Genomic DNA, 17,438 nt, shown 5'->3' on the forward strand with positions numbered 1-17,438 from the left:
GATGCCGCCCTGCTCACAGGCCCGCGGCGGCTCGCAGCGCGTCGACGCGGTCGGTCTTCTCCCACGTGAAGTCGTCGAGCTCGCGCCCGAAGTGGCCGTACGCGGCCGTCTGGGCGTAGATCGGGCGCAGCAGGTCGAGGTCGCGGATGATCGCGGCGGGGCGCAGGTCGAACACCGCGCCGATCGCCGCGACGATCGCCTCGTCGGAGACGTGGCCGGTGCCAAAGGTCTCGACGTAGAGGCCGACGGGCTCCGAACGGCCGATCGCGTAGGCGACCTGGACCTCGAGCCGGTCGGCGAGGCCCGCCGCGACGGCGTTCTTCGCGACCCAGCGCATGGCGTAGGCCGCCGAGCGGTCGACCTTCGACGGGTCCTTGCCGCTGAAGGCGCCGCCGCCGTGGCGCGAGGCGCCGCCGTAGGTGTCGATGATGATCTTGCGGCCCGTGAGCCCCGCGTCGGCCTTGGGACCGCCGAGGGCGAAGCTGCCCGACGGGTTGATGTGCAGCTTCACGTGCGAGGCGTCGAGGCCCGTCTTCTCGAGCACGGGGCGGATCACCATGCGCTCGACGGCCTCGGCCAGGTCGGGCTGCGAGATCTCGGGCGCGTGCTGCGTCGACACGACGACCGTCTCGACGGTCTTCGGCACGACGCCGTCGTAGCCGAGCGTGACCTGGGTCTTGCCGTCGGGACGCAGGAAGGCGAGCTCGCCCGACTTGCGGACCTTCGTGAGGCGCTGCGCGAGGCGGTGCGCCGTCCATATGGCCATGGGCATGAGCTCGGGCGTCTCGTTCGTCGCGTAGCCGAACATGATCCCCTGGTCGCCCGCGCCCTGCGCGTCGAGCTCGTCGTCGGTCTCGCCCCCGCGGTGCTCCTCGCTCGTCGTGACGCCGTCGCCGATCTCCTGCGACTGCTCGCCGACCGACACCGTGACGCCGCACGAGTCGGCGTCGAAGCCCATCTCGCTCGACGTGTAGCCGATGCGCCGGATGACGTCGCGCACGATCGACGAGATGTCGGCGTAGCCGTCGGTGCGGATCTCGCCCGCCACGTGCACGAGCCCCGTCGTCACGAGCGTCTCGACGGCGACGCGCGCCGACGGATCCTGCGCGATCAGGGCGTCGAGGACGCTGTCGCTGATCTGGTCGCAGATCTTGTCGGGGTGGCCCTCGGTGACCGACTCGGAGGTGAACAGGCGCAGGCTCATGGCGAATCCCTGGGGTCGAAGCGGAAGGGTGGGTGGTCCCATCATGGCGAGAACCCCCGACATCGGAACGTCGGGGGCTCTCGGAAGCGTGTGCTCTTACTCGCCCGCGGGGCGCATGCGCAGCTTGTCCTGGTGGATCTCGCGGAGCGCGATCGAGAGCGGCTTGTCCTCGACGGCCGAGTCGACGAGCGGGCCGACGTTATCGAAGAGCGAACCCTCCTGCAGGTCGGTGTAGTAGTCGTTGATCTGGCGGGCGCGCTTGGACCCGTAGATCACGAGCTGGTACTTCGAGTCGACGCGCTCGAGCAGCTCATCGATGGGCGGGTCGACGATGCCCTTGTTCTCGCTGGCCATGGTGGCTCCTTCGGGAGTGGGTGTGAAATGCGCGCGCGAAACCCTCAGCGCGCGGACGCCTGCATCAAGTCTACGACCTGCTGCGCCGCGACGGCGACATCGTCGTTCACGATGCGGAAGTCGAAGTCGTTCTGCGCCGCGAGCTCGACCTTCGCGGTGCGGAGGCGCCGGGCGCGCTCCTCGGCGCCCTCGGTGCCGCGGCCGACGAGACGGTTCACGAGCTCGTCCCAGCTCGGCGGCAGGAGGAACACGAGGGTCGCGGTCGGCTCGCTGCGCCGCACCTGGAAGGCGCCCTGCATGTCGATCTCGAGCAGGACCGACCGGCCCGCGAGGATCGCGTCGTCGATCGGGCCGCGCGGGGTGCCGTACCGGTGCTCTCCGTGGACCGTCGCCCACTCGAGCAGCTCGTCCTCGGCGATCATGCGGTCGAACTCGGCGTCGGAGACGAAGTAGTAGTGCTGCCCGTCGACCTCGCCGGGGCGCGGCGCGCGGGTCGTCGCCGAGATCGAGAGGAGGACCTCGGGGTGGTGCTCGCGGATGTGCGCGGCGACGGTGCCCTTGCCGACGGCCGTCGGGCCCGCGAGGACGACGAGCGACGAGCGCGTGCGGCGGTGGCCGCGCACGGGCATGCGGCGGTCGAGCCAGGCCGCGAGGGCCTCGCGCTGCCGCGTGCCGAGCCCTCCGAGGCGCTTGACGGGCGAGATCTGTAGCTCGGCGAGGATCCGGTCGCGCTTGCCCTCGCCGATCGCGGGGAGCGCCGTGAGGAACTCGGGGACGCGCAGCGTGCCGGCGGGGCTGTGCGGGTCGGCGAACGCGCGGCGCAGCACCTCCTGGGGCGTGACGACGCGCATCGCGATGTCGCGCTTGAGGCTCGCGCGGGCGCGACGGGCGGCGACGGCCTTGCGTGATGCGGCGACGCGGTCCACTTCGGGGGGTCGGACCTGGTCAGTCATCCGCGGGGGTTTCCCTGCGCGTCGGCTCCCCCGGGTTCTCCCGCGGCCGGGTAGGCGCGGGCATGTTCAGCGATCACGCCTTCGATCTTCGCCGATCCAGCCGTGAGAATGCTCCGGCTCTCGCTCGCGATGACGGCCGGCGCCATCTCGCCGAAGATCGCACGGATCCCCGTGGGGACGGCGCCCTGGGCGCCGAAGCCCGGCGCGAGGATCGGCGCCACGGGCGCGTAGGGCGCGATCCCGGCCTCCGACCAGTCGACGGTCGCTCCGACGACGAACCCGGCGCTCCCCCACTCGCCCGCGGCCCCGTGCGCGGCGTTGAGCGCCGAGACCTCGTCGATGACGCCCTGCGCCACCGTGCGGTCGCCCGGGAGCATCGCTCCCTGCAGCGCGCGCGCCTCGGGGTTGCTCGTCGCGGCGAGGACGAACACGCCCTTGCCGTTCGCGTACGCGTAGTCGATCGTGCCCGCGACGGCGCCGACGCCGAGGTAGGGGCTCACCGTGAGCGCGTCGGCCTCGAGCGGCGAGCCCGGCGTGAGCCACGCCTCGGCGTAGGCCTGCATCGTCGAGCCGATGTCGCCGCGCTTCGCGTCGGCGATCACGAGGAGGTCGGTCGCGCGGGCCGCCGCGAGGACGTCCTCCAGCGCGGCGAGGCCCGCGGATCCGTACCGCTCGAAGAACGAGACCTGCGGCTTGACGAACGCCGCACCCGCGGCGGCCGCGGCCTCGACGACGCGCAGCCCGAAGGCCCGCGCACCGTCGGCCGAGCGCGGGAGGCCCCACGCGTCGAGCAGGGACGCGTGGGGGTCGATCCCGACGCACAGGGGCCCGCGCCGCGCGATCGCCGCGCGGGCCCTCTGTCCGAAGGAATCGGTCACGCCGCACGCTCCGCGGCGTACTCCTGCAGGCTCGTGACGGCGAACTCGTCGGTCTGCGTGTCGAGCGCGCTGACCGCCGCGCCGAACACCGAGATCGTCGTGAAGAGCGCCTTGTCGGCCCCGACGGCCGCGGCGCGGATCTCGTAGCCGTCGGCGCGCGCCGACATGCCGCTCGGGGTGTTCACGACGATGTCGACCTCGCCCCGGGCGATCATGTTCACGATGTTGTCGTCGCCCGTCTCGCGGGTCTCGCCGAACTTGTTGACGACCTCGACCGAGACGCCGTTGCGGATGAGCACCTCGGCGGTGCCCTCGGTCGCGAGGAGGCGGAAGCCGAGTTGCTGCATGCGGTGGGCGGGCAGGATCACGTCGCGCTTGTCGCTGTCGGCGACCGAGATGAAGACGGTCCCCGACGCGGGGATGCCGCCGTAGGCAGCCGCCTGGCTCTTGGCGAACGCCGTCGGGAAGTCGACGTCGATGCCCATGACCTCGCCCGTCGACCGCATCTCGGGGCCCAGGACCGAGTCGATGATCTGGCCGTCGGCCGTGCGGAAGCGCTTGAACGGCAGGACCGCCTCCTTGACCGCGACGGGCGCGTCGAGCGGGACGCGGGATCCGTCGTGCTCGGGGAGCACCCCGGCCTCGCGCAGCTCGGCGATCGTCGACCCCGCGATCACGCGGCTCGCGGCCTTGGCGAGCTGGAAGCCGAGCGCCTTCGACACGAACGGGACCGTGCGGCTCGCGCGCGGGTTCGCCTCGATCACGTAGAGCACGCCTGCGCTGATCGCGTACTGCACGTTGAGCAGACCGCGGACGTCGACGCCCTCGGCGATCGCGCGCGTCGCGGCGACGACGGCGTCGATCTCGGCGCGGCCGAGCGAGCGCGGCGGGAGCGAGCACGACGAGTCGCCCGAGTGGATGCCCGCCTCCTCGAGGTGCTCCATGATGCCGCCGACGTACAGCTCGGTGCCGTCATAGAGCGCGTCGACGTCGATCTCCACGGCGTCGTCGAGGAAGCGGTCGACGAGGAGCGGCGCGTCGTCTCCGATGAGGTCGGCGGCGCCGATTCGGACGAAGTAATCGCGCAGCGAGGCCGTGTCGTAGACGATCTCCATGCCGCGGCCGCCGAGCACGAAGCTCGGGCGGACGAGCACGGGGTAGCCGATCTCCTCGGCGATCGCGATCGCCTCGGGCTCGCTCGTCGCGGTGCCGTTGCGCGGGGCGAGGAGTCCGCCGCGGTCGAGGATCTCGCCGAAGAGCTTGCGGTCCTCGGCCAGGTCGATCGCGCCGGGGCTCGTGCCGAGGACCCGGTATCCCGCGTCCTCGATCCCGTGCGCGAGCGAGAGGGGCGTCTGGCCGCCGAGCTGGCAGATGACACCGAAGATCTCGCCCGACTCGCTCTCGGCGTGGAGGACCTCGAGGACGTCCTCGAGCGTCAGCGGCTCGAAGTAGAGGCGGTCGGAGGTGTCGTAGTCGGTCGAGACCGTCTCCGGGTTGCAGTTGACCATGACGGTCTCGAACCCGGCGTCCGAGAGCGCGAACGACGCGTGCACGCACGAGTAGTCGAACTCGACGCCCTGGCCGATGCGGTTGGGGCCGGATCCGATGATCACGACCTTGCGGCGGTCGGACGGGGTGACCTCGGTCTCGGCGTCGTACGACGAGTAGTGGTACGGCGTCGTGGCCGGGAACTCGCCGGCGACCGAGTCGACCGTCTTGAAGACGGGGCGCAGGCCCGCGGCGTGGCGCGCCTCGCGGACCTCGTGCTCGGCGAGGCCGCGCAGCTGCGCGATCTGGGCGTCGCTGAAGCCGTGGTCCTTCGCGAGCCGGATCGCGCGTGCGTCGAGCTCGGGGGCGCCCGCGACCGCCTCGGCGACCTCGTTGATCAGGACGATCTGGTCGAGGAACCACGGGTCGATCTTCGTCGCTTCGAAGACCTGCTCGGGCGTCGCGCCGAGGCGCAGCGCCTGCTGCACGTCGACGATGCGCCCGTCGGTCGGGGTCGGGATCACCGCGAGCAGCTCCTCGACCGAACGCGTCTCCTCGCCCCAGTGGAACGAGGATCCGCGCTTCTCGACCGAACGCAGCGCCTTCTGGAGCGCCGTCGTGAAGTTGCGCCCGATCGCCATCGCCTCGCCGACCGACTTCATGGTCGTCGTGAGGGTCGGGTCGGCGGCCGGGAACTTCTCGAAGGCGAAGCGGGGGACCTTGACGACGACGTAGTCGAGGGTCGGCTCGAACGAGGCCGGCGTGACCTTCGTGATGTCGTTCGGCACCTCGTCGAGGCGGTAGCCGAGCGCCAGCTTCGCGGCGAGCTTCGCGATCGGGAAGCCCGTGGCCTTCGAGGCGAGGGCCGACGACCGCGAGACGCGCGGGTTCATCTCGATGACGATGATGCGGCCGTCGTCGGGGTTGATCGCGAACTGGATGTTGCAGCCGCCCGTGTCGACGCCGACGGCGCGGATGATGTCGATGCCGATGTCGCGGAGCTTCTGGTATTCGCGGTCGGTGAGCGTCAGCGAGGGCGCGACGGTGATCGAGTCGCCCGTGTGCACGCCGACGGGGTCGACGTTCTCGATCGAGCAGACGACGACCGTGTTGTCGGCCGAGTCGCGCATGAGCTCGAGCTCGTACTCCTTCCACCCGAGGATCGACTCCTCGAGGAGGACCTCGGTCGTCGTCGACTCGCGGAGGCCCTGGCCGGCCATGCGGCGCAGCTCCTCCTCGTCGTGCGCGAAGCCGGATCCGAGCCCGCCCATCGTGAACGACGGGCGCACGACCATCGGGTAGCCGAGGTCGTCGGCGGCCGCGAGGACCTCGTCCATCGTGTGCGCGATGCGGCTGCGGGCCACCTCGGCGCCCGCCTCGATGACGAGCTCCTTGAAGATCTGGCGGTCCTCGCCCTTCTGGATCGCGTCGGGCTTCGCGCCGATGAGCTCGACGCCGTACTTCTCGAGGATCCCGCGCTCGTGGAGCGCCATCGCGGCGTTGAGGGCCGTCTGTCCGCCGAGCGTCGGCAGGATCGCGTCGGGCTTCTCCTTCGCGATGATCGTCTCGATGACCTCGGGCGTGATGGGCTCGATGTAGGTCGCGTCGGCGAAGTCGGGGTCGGTCATGATCGTGGCCGGGTTCGAGTTGATGAGGATGACGCGCACGCCCTCCTCCCGCAGCACGCGGCAGGCCTGCGTGCCCGAGTAGTCGAACTCGACCGCCTGGCCGATGACGATGGGGCCGGATCCGATGACGAGAACGGAGTCGATGTCGTCGCGCTTGGGCATTACTTCGCGTCCTTCTTGCTGGCGACGTGCTCGCGGACCATGTCGGCGAAGCGGTCGAAGAGATAGTTGGAGTCGTGGGGCCCGCCGGCGGCCTCGGGGTGGTACTGCACGCTGAAGGCGGGGATGTCGAGGGCGCGCAGCCCCTCGACGACGTCGTCGTTGAGCCCGATGTGGCTCACCTCGACGCGGCCGAAGCCCTCGCTCGACTCGAAGACCTCGTCGAGCGGCGCCTGGACGGCGAAGCCGTGGTTCTGCGCCGTGATCTCGACGCGCCCCGTGAGCTTGTCGCGCACCGGCTGGTTGATGCCGCGGTGGCCGAACGGGAGCTTGTAGGTGTCGAGGCCGAGCGCGCGGCCGAAGAGCTGGTTGCCGAAGCAGATCCCGAAGAAGGGCAGCCCGTCGCGCAGAGCCCCGCGGAGGAGCTCGACGTGCGCGCTCGAGGCCGCGGGGTCGCCCGGGCCGTTCGAGTAGAAGAACGCCACGGGGTCGATCGCGCGGATGTCGTCGATCGTCGTCGTGTACGGCATGACGTGGACGTCGAAGCCGCGGTTCGCGAGGTTCTCGATCGTCGCCTGCTTGATGCCGAGGTCGATGACCGCGACGCGGCCGAGCCGCTCGTCGCCGCGCGCCGCCGTGACCTCGGTCTCGGAGACCGACACCTCGGCCGAGAGGTTCTGCCCCGTCATCTCGGGGGCCTCGCGCACGATCGCGAGCTGCTCCTCGGGGGTCTTCGCGGCGTCGGCGCCCGAGAAGACGCCGCCGCGCATGGATCCCTCGGAGCGGATGCGCCGCGTGATCGCGCGCGTGTCGATCCCGCTGATGCCGACGATGCCGTCGCGCTCGAGCGCCGCGTCGAGCGACTCGTCGGCGCGCCAGTTCGAGACGACGCGGCTGGGGTCGCGGACGATGTACCCGGCGACCCAGATGCGGCGCGATTCGGGGTCCTCTCCGTTGACGCCGGTGTTGCCGATGTGCGGCGCCGTCTGGAGGACGATCTGCCCGGCGTACGACGGGTCGGTCAGCGTCTCCTGGTATCCGGTCATACCCGTGGAGAACACGACCTCGCCGAGCGTCGTGCCGCGCGCGCCATAGGCGAAGCCCTCGTATCGGGCGCCGTCCTCGAGGACGAGGACGGCCGGATCCCGGTCGAGAAGCGAGCGGATGTCGGTCATGCGGTGGCTCCTGTTGTCTGTGCGCCGGAGGGCATCAGGCCCTCGATCGCCTCGATGAGGCGCGCCGTTTCTTCGGTCTGCAGGCGCAGATAGGTGTCGAGATGGTGGGATCCGTCGGTCCAGGCGACGAGCACGAGCCCGTCGCGCTCGACGACGCGATCGATCGTCCAGGTGGCGTGGCCGACGCCCTCGAGCCTCGAGGCGGCGAGGACTACGGGCTGCTCGCCGGGGAGGCTCAGCCCGACGCCGCCCTCCGCGACCTGGATCGCGGCGCGCGAGCGGAATCCGAGGGGGCGGGCCACGATGCGGTCGAGCGGCTCGTCGCGGCGCGTCGTCGCGACGTAGAGGCCGTCGAAGCACGCGATCTCCGCCCCTGCCGGAACGCCGATCGGGACCGCGATGCCCGCGTCGCGCCTCGATCGTCGCCGCCAGCCCCAGAGCATGAGGGCGATGCCGACGACGGCGATCGCGAGGACGATGACGAGCGCGAGCTCGCGGGTCACGAGGCCACCTCCTGGGGATCGGCGAGGCGACCGTCGACGAGGGTCTGTCTCCCGCGGTGGATCGTGTGCCGCACGCTGCCCGGGAGGGCCCGGCCGAGGTACGGCGAGTTGACGCTGCGGCCGCGCAGGTCGGCGGCCGTGAACTCCTCGCGCGCGGCGGGGTCGTAGAGCGTCAGCTCGGCGGGCGCGCCGGGCTCGATCGCGAGGCCGTGGCCCGCCAGGGATCCGATGCGGGCGGGCTCGGACGACATCACGCGGGCGACGTCGTCCCAGCCGAAGGGTCCGTCCTCGACCATCGTCTCGTGCACGACCCGCAGGGCGCTCTCGAGGCCGACCATTCCGTTCGCGGCGGCGGCCCACTCGGCGCTCTTCGCCTCGGCGGGGTGGGGCGCGTGATCGGTCGCGACGATGTCGATCGTGCCGTCGGCGAGGCCCTCGCGCACCGCGAGGACGTCCTCGGCCGTGCGCAGCGGCGGGTTGACCTTGTAGCGGGCGTCGTAGCCGCGCGCCGTCTCGTCGGTCAGGAGGAGGTGGTGGGGCGTGACCTCGGCCGTCACCGCGATCCCGCGCTTCTTGGCCCAGCGGATGAGGTCGACCGACCCCGCCGTCGAGAGGTGGCAGACGTGCAGGCGCGATCCGACGTGCTCGGCGAGGAGCACGTCGCGCGCGATGATCGACTCCTCGGCGACGGCGGGCCACCCCGCGAGCCCGAGCTCGGCCGAGACGACGCCCTCGTTCATCTGGGCGCCCTCCGTGAGGCGCGGGTCCTGCGCGTGCTGCGCGACGACGCCGCCGAAGGCCTTCACGTATTCGAGGGCGCGGCGCATGATGAGCGGGTCGAAGACGCAGAAGCCGTCGTCGCTGAAGACGCGGACGCGGGCGCGGGAGTCGGCCATCGCGCCGAGCTCGGCGAGGCGCTCGCCCTTCTGCCCGACCGTGACGGCGCCGATCGGCTGCACCGTCGCGTACCCCGCGGCCTCGCCGAGGGCGAGCTCCTGCTCGACGACGCCGGCTGTGTCGGCGACGGGGTGCGTGTTGGGCATCGCGAAGACGGCCGTGTAGCCGCCGGACGCCGCCGCCTGCGTTCCGGTGAGGACCGTCTCGCTCGCCTCGTAGCCCGGCTCGCGCAGGTGCGTGTGGAGGTCGACGAGGCCGCGGATCGCGACGAGCCCGTCGGCGTCGATCGTGCGCGCGCCCGCGGCCGAGAGGCCCGTCCCGACGTCGGCGATCGCGTCGCCCTCGATGAGGATGTCGGCCGTGCGGCCGCCCTCGATGGTCGCTCCGCGGACGAGGATCTTCTCGCTCATCGCTGGTCCTTCCCGTCTGCGTCGTGGCGCTCCCCGGCGAGGAGCAGGTACAGCACCGCCATGCGCACCGAGACGCCGTTCGCCACCTGCTCGCGCACCGTGGCGCGGGGGGAGTCGGCGGCTTCCGCGCTGATCTCGAGGCCCCGGTTCATGGGACCGGGGTGCATGACGATCGTATCGTCCGGCAGCGCACGGAGCCTGACCGGATCCAGTCCCCAGAGGCGCGAGTACTCGCGCTCGCTCGGGAAGAACGCGGCGCTCATGCGCTCGAGCTGGATGCGCAGCATCATGACGGCGTCGGGGCCCTGGGCGATCGCCTCGTCGAGGCTGTACGCGACGCGCACGGGCCACTGCGACACGTCCTGCGGCAGGAGCGTGGGCGGCGCGACGAGCGTGACCTCGGCGCCGAGCGTGTCGAGCAGCCAGACGTTCGAGCGCGCGACGCGCGAGTGCAGGATGTCGCCGACGATCGCGACGCGGTAGCCCGCGAGGTCGCGGCCACGGCTCGCCTCGGCGCCGTAGCGGCGGTGGCGCATCGTGAAGGCGTCGAGCAGCGCCTGCGTGGGGTGCTCGTGCATGCCGTCGCCCGCGTTGACGACGCCGGCGTCGATCCACCCGCTCGTCGCGAGCGTGCGGGGCGCGCCCGAGGCGCCGTGGCGCACGACGACGGCGTCGGCGTTCATCGCCTGCAGCGTCTGGGCCGTGTCCTTCAGGCTCTCGCCCTTCGAGACGCTCGACCCCTTCGCCGAGAAGTTGATGACGTCGGCCGAGAGCCGCTTCGCGGCGGCCTCGAACGAGATGCGCGTGCGGGTCGAGTCCTCGAAGAACAGGTTGACGACGGTGCGGCCGCGGAGCGTCGGGAGCTTGCGCACCTCGCGGCCCTGTGTGTCGGCCATGTCCTCGGCGACGTCGAGGATCCGGATCGCGTCCTCGCGCGAGAGCGTGCGCGTGTCGAGCAGGTGGCGCATCACTCGGCGTCCGGCGTCTCGATCGTGACCTCGTCGCGCCCGTCGCGCTCCGTGACGAGGACGTTGACGCGCTCGCTGCGCGCCGACGGGAGGTTCTTGCCGACGAAGTCGGGGCGGATCGGCAGCTCGCGGTGGCCGCGGTCGACGAGGATAGCGAGGCGCACGGCGGCGGGGCGGCCGTTGTCGTTCAGGGCGTCGAGCGCCGCGCGGATCGAGCGCCCCGAGAAGAGCACGTCGTCGACGAGGACGACGACCTTTCCGTCGATTCCGCCGACGGGGATCTCGGTCGGGCGCGTCGCGCGCGTCGGGTGCTGCGCGAGGTCGTCGCGGTACATCGTGACGTCGAGCTGGCCGACGGGGACCGCAGATCCGCCGAAGCGCTCGATGAGCGCCGCGAGCCGCTCGGCGAGGAAGACCCCGCGGGTCGGGATCCCGAGGAGCACGAGGCCGTCGGGCCCGCGGTTCGACTCGAGGATCTCGTGCGCGATGCGCGTCAGAGCTCGCGAGATGTCGGCTTCGTGCAGCACGGTGCGTGCGCTCATCAGCCGCTCCCTTCTCCGCCTCACGGGACGGGGTTAAAGGTCCGGATGCGTCCAGCCTACAGCGAAGCGGCCCGCGCCCCGTGGGGGACACGGGCCGCTTCGCGCGAATCTCAGGCCGAGCGGGCGATGCGGCCGAGGACGCCGTTCACGAACGGGCCCGACTCGTCGGTCGAGAGCTCCTTCACGATCTCGACGGCCTCGTCGATCGCGACGCCCGCCGGGACCTCGGCGTTGAAGAGGATCTCCCACGTCGCGAGGCGCAGGACGGCGCGGTCGACCGTCGGCATGCGATCGATCTTCCAGTCGCGGCTGTGCGTCTCGATCGCCTCGTCGATCTCGTCGCCGTGGTCGATGACGCCGTCGACGATCTCGCGCGCGTAGAGCCACGACGCCTCGCGCTCGGGCTCGCTCGCGGCGCGCTGCGCCTCGGCGGCGAGGGTCGCCGAGATGGCCTCGCCGCGGACGTCGGCGGCGAAGAGGACGTTGAGCGCGCGCTTGCGCGCCTTGGTGCGTGCGCTCACCGGTCAGTCGTTGACGCGGCCGAGGTAGTCGCCCGTGCGGGTGTCGACCTTGACCTTGGTGCCCTCGTTGACGAACAGCGGCACCTGGATCTCGGCGCCCGTCTGCACCGTCGCGGGCTTGGTGCCGGCGTTCGAGCGGTCGCCCTGCAGGCCCGGCTCGGTGTAGGTGATCTCGAGGACGACCGACGCGGGCAGCTCGATGTAGAGCGGCTGATTGTCGTGCAGCGCGATCGTGACCATCATGTTCTCGAGCAGGAAGCGCGAGTCGTCGCCGACGAGCGCGGCCGAGACGTTGATCTGGTCGTAGTCGGCCGTGTCCATGAAGACGAAGTTGTCGCCGTCGTTGTACAGGTACTGGTAGTCGCGGCGGTCGACGTTCTGGATGTCGACCTTGCTGCCGGCGTTGAACGTGCGGTCGACGACCTTGCCGGACACGACGTTCTTGAGCTTGGTGCGCACGAACGCGCCGCCCTTGCCCGGCTTGACGTGCTGGAACTCCACGACGCCCCAGAGCTGGCCGTCGATGTTCAGCACGACGCCGTTGCGGATGTCTGCGGTGGATGCCATGTGCGGGTGTCCCGTTTCCTGTTGTCGAAAGTGTGCGATGGGGCGATGCCCAAAGCTCCATGGTAGCGCGACGCTCCTGAGGCGCCGCGAGTCAGGCGCGGCCCGTGGGGCGGATCCGCCCCTCGGACTCCTCGGCGATCTCCTGGTAGGCGGCGAACAGCAGCGACTCGTCGGGCGCCTGCAGGATCGTCGGCTTGCCGATCTCGTCGAGGACGACGAAGCGCAGCATGCCCGCGCGAGCCTTCTTGTCGCGCTGCATCGTCGCGAGCAGCTGGTTCCAGGCCCCCGCGCGGTACGTCGTCGGGAGGTCGAGCGACGTGAGGATCCGGCGGTGACGATCGACGGCCTCGTCGCTCAGCCGGCCCGCGAGGCGCGAGAGCTCGGCGGCGAACATCATGCCGACCGAGACGGCGGCGCCGTGGCGCCACTGGTAGCGCTCGGCGTGCTCGATCGCGTGGCCCAGGGTGTGCCCGTAGTTGAGCATCTCGCGCAGGCCCGACTCGCGGAAGTCCTGCCCGACGACGTCGGCCTTCATGCCGATCGCGAGCTCGAGGCTGCGGCGGAACTCGGGCGACGCGACGTCGAGCGCCCGCACGGGGTCGGCCTCGATCTGGTCGAGGATCTCGGGGTAGCGGATGAAGCCCGCCTTGATGACCTCGGCGAAGCCCGTGACGACCTCGCGCTCCGCGAGCGGCTCGAGCAGCTCGAGATCGGCGAGGACCGCGCGCGGCGACCAGAACGATCCGACGAGGTTCTTGCCCTCTGCCGTGTTGATGCCCGTCTTGCCGCCGACCGACGCGTCGACCATGCCGAGCACCGTGGACGGCACCTGGACGACGTCGATGCCGCGCAGCCAGGTCGCGGCCGCGAATCCCGCGAGGTCGGTCGCCGCTCCCCCGCCGAAGCCGACGATCGCGTCGGTGCGGGTGAAGTCGGCCTGGCCGAGGATCTGCCAGAGGAACGCCGCGACCTCGACGCGCTTGGCGTCCTCGGCGTCGGGGATCTCGGCCGTGAGGACCTCGAGGTCGCCGGCGGCGAGGAGCTCGTCGCGCAGCTCGTTCGCGATCGTCGCGAGCGGCGGCTGGTGCACGAGCAGCACCTTCGTCGCGGCGGGCGGCAGCGCCTCGCGGAGCAGGTGCCTGGTGCCGCGGCCGACGACGACGTCGTACCCCGGGTCGCCCTCGACGTGGATGCAAGTGTGGTCAGTCATCGTCGTCCTCCGTGTCGTTGTGGTCGGCGCCGCCGGGCGCGATCCCGAGCCGCTCCCCCGCCCACTCCGACGCGCGGTCCACGACCTCGCGCAGGGGGCCGCGCGAGGTGTCGAAGGTCACGTCGGCGAGCCGGTCGTACAGCGGCGCCCGCTCGGCGGCGATCCGCTTCCACTCGGCGACGGCGTCGCCCTGGTTGAGCAGCGGGCGCTTCTGCCCGCGGATCCGCGCCGCGACGGTGCGCTCCGAGACCGTGAGGTGCACGACGAGGTGTCCGCCGAGGAGATCCTGCGTCTCGGGCGAGAGCACGGCCCCGCCCCCGAGGGCGACGACGCCGGCGGACGCGATCGCCTCGCGCACGGCCTCGCGCTCGATCGCGCGGAACGCGGGCTCGCCCCACGCCGCGAAGAGCTCGGCGATCGGCCCGTGCTCGCGCACGATCATGGCGTCGGTGTCGAGGAACCGCACCCCGAGCCGCTTCGCGAGCCGGCGGCCGATGCTCGACTTCCCCGCGCCCATGGGGCCGATGAGGACGACGGCCCGCGCATCACTCATGCGGGATGGAATGCGACGCGCTCTTCAGGTGCTCGGGGATCGCCGCGACGTACGCGTCGAGGTTGCGGCGCGTCTCGGCGACCGAGTCGCCGCCGAACTTCTCGAGCACGACGTCGGCGAGGGTGATCGCGACCATCGCCTCGGCGACGACGCCCGCGGCGGGGACGGCGCAGACGTCGGAGCGCTGGTGGTGCGCGGCCGCCTGCTCGCCCGTTGTGACGTCGATCGTGTCGAGCGCCTTGGGGACCGTAGCGATGGGCTTCATGCCGGCGCGGACGCGCAGCAGCGTGCCCGTCGACATGCCGCCCTCGGTTCCGCCCGCGCGGTCGGATCCGCGCGCGACGCCCTCGCCGGAGGGGTAGAGCGGGTCGTGCGCGACGGTCCCGCGGCGGCGGGTCGTCTCGAAGCCGTCGCCGACCTCGACGCCCTTGATCGCCTGGATGCTCATGAGCGCCTGCGCGAGCTTCGCGTCGAGGCGGCGGTCCCACTGCACGTGCGAGCCGAGCCCCGCGGGCACGCCGTACGCGAGGACCTCGACGATGCCGCCGAGCGTGTCGCCCGCCTTCTTCGCGTCGTCGACCTCGGCGACCATGCGCTCGCTCGTGGCCGCGTCGAAGCAGCGCAGCGGATCGGCGTCGAGCGCCGCGACGTCGGAGGGCGTCGGGAGCGCGGATCCCTCGGGGACCTGCACGGGGCCGATCGAGAGCGTGTGGCTCACGAGCGAGATGCCGAGCTCGCCGAGGAACTTCCGCGCCACGGCGCCGAGGGCGACGCGCGCCGCCGTCTCGCGAGCGCTCGCGCGCTCGAGGATCGGGCGGGCCTCGTCGAAGCCGTACTTCTGCATGCCGACGAGGTCGGCGTGCCCGGGGCGCGGTCGCGTGAGCGGGGCGCCGCGGCCGCGCGACCTGTCCGAGAGCTCGGTGGGCTCGGGGCTCATGACCTCGGTCCACTTCGGCCACTCGGTGTTGCCGATGCGCAGGGCGACGGGGCTGCCCATCGAGAGGCCGTGCCGGATGCCGCCCGAGATCGTCAGCTCGTCCTGCTCGAACTTCATGCGCGAGCCGCGACCGTAGCCGAGCTTGCGGCGCTGCAGGTCGTCCTGGATGTCCTGCGGCGAGACGGGGACGCCTGCGGGCAGACCCTCCATGATGGCGATGAGTTCGGGGCCGTGGGATTCACCGGCCGTGAGCACGCGGAGCATGGGGTCTAGTCTCCCATGAGCGCCGCGCGCATCGCGCCCACGACGGCCTCCTCGCCCGCGAGCGGGCGCGACACGTCTCCCCCGACGAAGACCCGCACCTGCAGGGCCGCCTGGTGGAGGAGCATCCCGAGGCCGTGGTGCACGGACCCGTCCCACGCCTCGGCGAGCTGCGACGGCCACGGGCTGTAGGCGACGTCGAAGAGCGTGCCGCCCCGGCGCGAGAGCGCGGAGGCGTCGGGCGCGCCCAGGGCGGATCCGCCCGGCAGGGTCGCGATCGTGAGGTCGACGTCGGAGGCCGGTTCGCCGATCCGCTCGACCGACACCGCCGCGCCGACGCGCTCGCCGAGAGCGACGAGGTGCGCGGCCCGCTCGGGGCGACGCGCCGCGACGGCGACGCGCGAGGCGCCGTTCTCGGCCGCCGCGACGAGCGCCGACGTCGCGGTCGCGCCGGCGCCGAGGATCCGCACCGCCGCGGCGTCGCCGGCCCCGGCCTCGCGGAGCGCGATCGCGAGCCCGCCGACGTCGGTGTTGTACGCGCGGATCCCGGCGGGGTCACCGCGGAAGAGGGTGTTGGCGACGCCCGTGAGCTCGGCGCGCTCGTCGCGCCACGCGGCCGCCGCGAAGGCCCGTTCCTTGAGCGGGTACGTCACGGCGAGCCCGCGCGCGCCCGACGCCGCGAGGCGGACGGCGAACGCATCGGCCGGGACCTCGCGGCGCGTGAACTCCCAGTCGAGCCCGAGCGCCCGATAGGCCGCGAGGTGCAGCTGCGGGGACCGGCTGTGGCCGATGGGGTCGCCCCACACCTCGAGATGCTCGGCGGCCATCAGCAGCCCTGGTCGGGGTTCGCCTCGCACCAGGCCGTCCACTGCGCGACGGCCTCCTCGTGCTCGGCGTAGGTGTCGCTGAACACCGTCTCGCCCGTCGTGAGGTCGACCGTGACGAAGTACAGCCACGACCCGTCGGCGGGGTGCATCGCGGCGTCGATCGCGACGTCGCCGGGGTTCGAGATCGGCGTCGCCGGCAGCCCCGTGTGCACGTACGTGTTCCACGGGTTGTCGTCGGCGAGCGCCTCGGCCGAGCTCGAGGCGGATCCCTCGTGCATCTCGCCGTACCCGTACTGCGCGGTCGAGTCCATCTGGAGGCGGCCGTCGGACTCGCCGACGCCGTCGAGGCGGTTCTCGATGACGCGCGAGACGCGGTAGAAGTCGTCCTGGTAGCGGGCCTCGCGCTGGATGATCGAGGCGATCGTCAGGACGCGCTGCCTGTCGGCCTCGGGGACGCCCGCGTCGTCGAGCGACTGGACCGTGCGGTCGACCATAGCCTGGATGGCGTCGGCGACGCTCGTGCCCGGCTCGAACGGGTACGACGCAGGGAAGAGCCACCCCTCGAGCGAGTCGGCGTCGACGCCGTACGCCGACGGGTCGGAGAGCGCGCTGCGCACGTCGTCCTCCGACACGTCGAGGCCCGACGCGAGGATCGGGACGATCTGGTCGACGGTGTAGCCCTCCGGGTACGCGACGGCGTCCTCGAGCTTGTTCGCGGGATCCTCGAGCGCCTCGAGCGCCGCGTTCGACGTCATCTTCTTCTGCAGCAGGTAGGTGCCCGGCTGGAAGTTCGGGCTGACCTGCGCGCGGAGCAGCATCGCGTAGAAGGCGTTGGGGGTGAGCGTCACGCCCTCGGTGTTGAGCGTCTGCGAGACCTCGAAGCCCGTGTCGCCGTCGTGGATCACGATGACGGCCTCGCCCGTGGCCTCGCCGTCCTCGTAGTCGGTCGGCGCCTGGTTGATCCCCAGCACCTGCTCGATCTGGCCGCGGACGCCCGCGAGCGGGCCCGAGGTGACGGCCCAGTACCCCGCCCCGCCGATCGCGGCGACGATCGCGAGGACGATGACGATCGCGAGGAGGCAGCCGCCGCGACGGCGACGGCGATGCGGCTTGCGCTCCGCCTCGGCGAACAGGTCGTGCAGGTCGTGCGACGCCGTGCGGGTCGACGTCGCCGCCTCCTCCGCTCCCGGCGTCGGGTCCTTCGCCGCGGGCTCGTCCGGGGCGGCCGCGGGCAGCTCGGCGGGCTCCGCCGCGACGGGCTCCGGCTCCGCCGGGGCGGCCGGCGCCTGATCCAGCTGCTCGCGCTCGAGCGCCGCCTGGCGCGCGCGGGCCCTCTCGAGCCGCTCGCGCAGCTCGCGGCGGGTCATGGGCCGTCCGTCGGGGGTCTCGGACGATGTCATGTG

17 protein-coding genes are annotated in these 17,438 nt (G+C 72.0%); all 17 read right to left on the bottom strand.

Translation table 11 applies throughout. The features are described from left to right. Window positions 1-13 precede the first annotated feature (13 nt). Complete coding sequence (metK, locus tag H576_RS0104360) at window positions 14-1,204, bottom strand: methionine adenosyltransferase (RefSeq protein WP_029149930.1); 1,191 nt, start codon at window positions 1,202-1,204, stop codon at window positions 14-16. Between the two features lie 96 nt (window positions 1,205-1,300). After that, window positions 1,301-1,558: a DNA-directed RNA polymerase subunit omega gene (rpoZ, locus tag H576_RS0104365; RefSeq protein ID WP_029149931.1), complete on the bottom strand. Its 258-nt coding sequence runs from the start codon at window positions 1,556-1,558 to the stop codon at window positions 1,301-1,303. 44 nt (window positions 1,559-1,602) lie between these two features. Next, window positions 1,603-2,511 (bottom strand): guanylate kinase, encoded by a 909-nt coding sequence (gene gmk / locus H576_RS0104370; protein WP_029149932.1) that lies wholly within the window; start codon window positions 2,509-2,511, stop codon window positions 1,603-1,605. Then, window positions 2,508-3,389, bottom strand: coding sequence for an orotidine-5'-phosphate decarboxylase (pyrF, locus tag H576_RS0104375; protein WP_029149933.1), 882 nt, complete (start codon window positions 3,387-3,389; stop codon window positions 2,508-2,510). The genes gmk and pyrF overlap by 4 nt, the downstream gene beginning before the upstream one ends. Beyond that, window positions 3,386-6,667: a carbamoyl-phosphate synthase large subunit gene (gene carB / locus H576_RS0104380; RefSeq protein WP_029149934.1), complete on the bottom strand. Its 3,282-nt coding sequence runs from the start codon at window positions 6,665-6,667 to the stop codon at window positions 3,386-3,388. The genes pyrF and carB overlap by 4 nt, the downstream gene beginning before the upstream one ends. Then, window positions 6,667-7,839 (bottom strand): glutamine-hydrolyzing carbamoyl-phosphate synthase small subunit, encoded by a 1,173-nt coding sequence (gene carA / locus H576_RS0104385; RefSeq protein ID WP_029149935.1) that lies wholly within the window; start codon window positions 7,837-7,839, stop codon window positions 6,667-6,669. The genes carB and carA overlap by 1 nt, the downstream gene beginning before the upstream one ends. Continuing rightward, window positions 7,836-8,342, bottom strand: coding sequence for a PH-like domain-containing protein (locus H576_RS0104390; RefSeq protein ID WP_029149936.1), 507 nt, complete (start codon window positions 8,340-8,342; stop codon window positions 7,836-7,838). Before H576_RS0104390 ends, carA begins: the two co-directional genes overlap by 4 nt. Then, window positions 8,339-9,649 carry a dihydroorotase gene (locus H576_RS0104395; RefSeq protein ID WP_029149937.1) on the bottom strand — a complete coding sequence of 437 codons (1,311 nt, stop codon included), beginning with the start codon at window positions 9,647-9,649 and terminating at the stop codon, window positions 8,339-8,341. Before H576_RS0104395 ends, H576_RS0104390 begins: the two co-directional genes overlap by 4 nt. Beyond that, window positions 9,646-10,617, bottom strand: a complete 972-nt coding sequence (locus tag H576_RS0104400) for an aspartate carbamoyltransferase catalytic subunit (RefSeq protein WP_029149938.1) — start codon at window positions 10,615-10,617, stop codon at window positions 9,646-9,648. Before H576_RS0104400 ends, H576_RS0104395 begins: the two co-directional genes overlap by 4 nt. Further along, window positions 10,617-11,159, bottom strand: coding sequence for a bifunctional pyr operon transcriptional regulator/uracil phosphoribosyltransferase PyrR (pyrR, locus tag H576_RS0104405; RefSeq protein ID WP_029149939.1), 543 nt, complete (start codon window positions 11,157-11,159; stop codon window positions 10,617-10,619). Before pyrR ends, H576_RS0104400 begins: the two co-directional genes overlap by 1 nt. Window positions 11,160-11,269: 110 nt before the next feature. Then, complete coding sequence (gene nusB / locus H576_RS0104410; RefSeq protein WP_029149940.1) at window positions 11,270-11,680, bottom strand: transcription antitermination factor NusB; 411 nt, start codon at window positions 11,678-11,680, stop codon at window positions 11,270-11,272. 3 nt (window positions 11,681-11,683) lie between these two features. Then, window positions 11,684-12,247 (bottom strand): elongation factor P, encoded by a 564-nt coding sequence (efp, locus tag H576_RS0104415; RefSeq protein WP_029149941.1) that lies wholly within the window; start codon window positions 12,245-12,247, stop codon window positions 11,684-11,686. A gap of 91 nt (window positions 12,248-12,338) precedes the next feature. Further along, on the bottom strand, window positions 12,339-13,457 hold the full coding sequence (aroB, locus tag H576_RS14265; RefSeq protein ID WP_051172144.1) for a 3-dehydroquinate synthase: 1,119 nt from the start codon (window positions 13,455-13,457) through the stop codon (window positions 12,339-12,341). Then, the gene (locus H576_RS14270; RefSeq protein WP_051172146.1) at window positions 13,450-14,010 is read right to left on the bottom strand and encodes a shikimate kinase; all 561 of its coding nucleotides are present in this window, start codon (window positions 14,008-14,010) and stop codon (window positions 13,450-13,452) included. The genes aroB and H576_RS14270 overlap by 8 nt, the downstream gene beginning before the upstream one ends. Further along, the gene (gene aroC, locus H576_RS0104430) at window positions 14,003-15,211 is read right to left on the bottom strand and encodes a chorismate synthase (RefSeq protein WP_029149942.1); all 1,209 of its coding nucleotides are present in this window, start codon (window positions 15,209-15,211) and stop codon (window positions 14,003-14,005) included. The genes H576_RS14270 and aroC overlap by 8 nt, the downstream gene beginning before the upstream one ends. A 5-nt stretch (window positions 15,212-15,216) precedes the next feature. Beyond that, window positions 15,217-16,035 carry a shikimate dehydrogenase gene (locus H576_RS0104435; RefSeq protein ID WP_036319163.1) on the bottom strand — a complete coding sequence of 273 codons (819 nt, stop codon included), beginning with the start codon at window positions 16,033-16,035 and terminating at the stop codon, window positions 15,217-15,219. After that, window positions 16,035-17,435 carry an endolytic transglycosylase MltG gene (gene mltG, locus H576_RS14275; RefSeq protein ID WP_051172148.1) on the bottom strand — a complete coding sequence of 467 codons (1,401 nt, stop codon included), beginning with the start codon at window positions 17,433-17,435 and terminating at the stop codon, window positions 16,035-16,037. The genes H576_RS0104435 and mltG overlap by 1 nt, the downstream gene beginning before the upstream one ends. Window positions 17,436-17,438: the final 3 nt, after the last annotated feature.

The organism is Microbacterium indicum DSM 19969, from assembly GCF_000422385.1.
GTDB classification, from domain to species: domain Bacteria; phylum Actinomycetota; class Actinomycetes; order Actinomycetales; family Microbacteriaceae; genus Microbacterium; species Microbacterium indicum.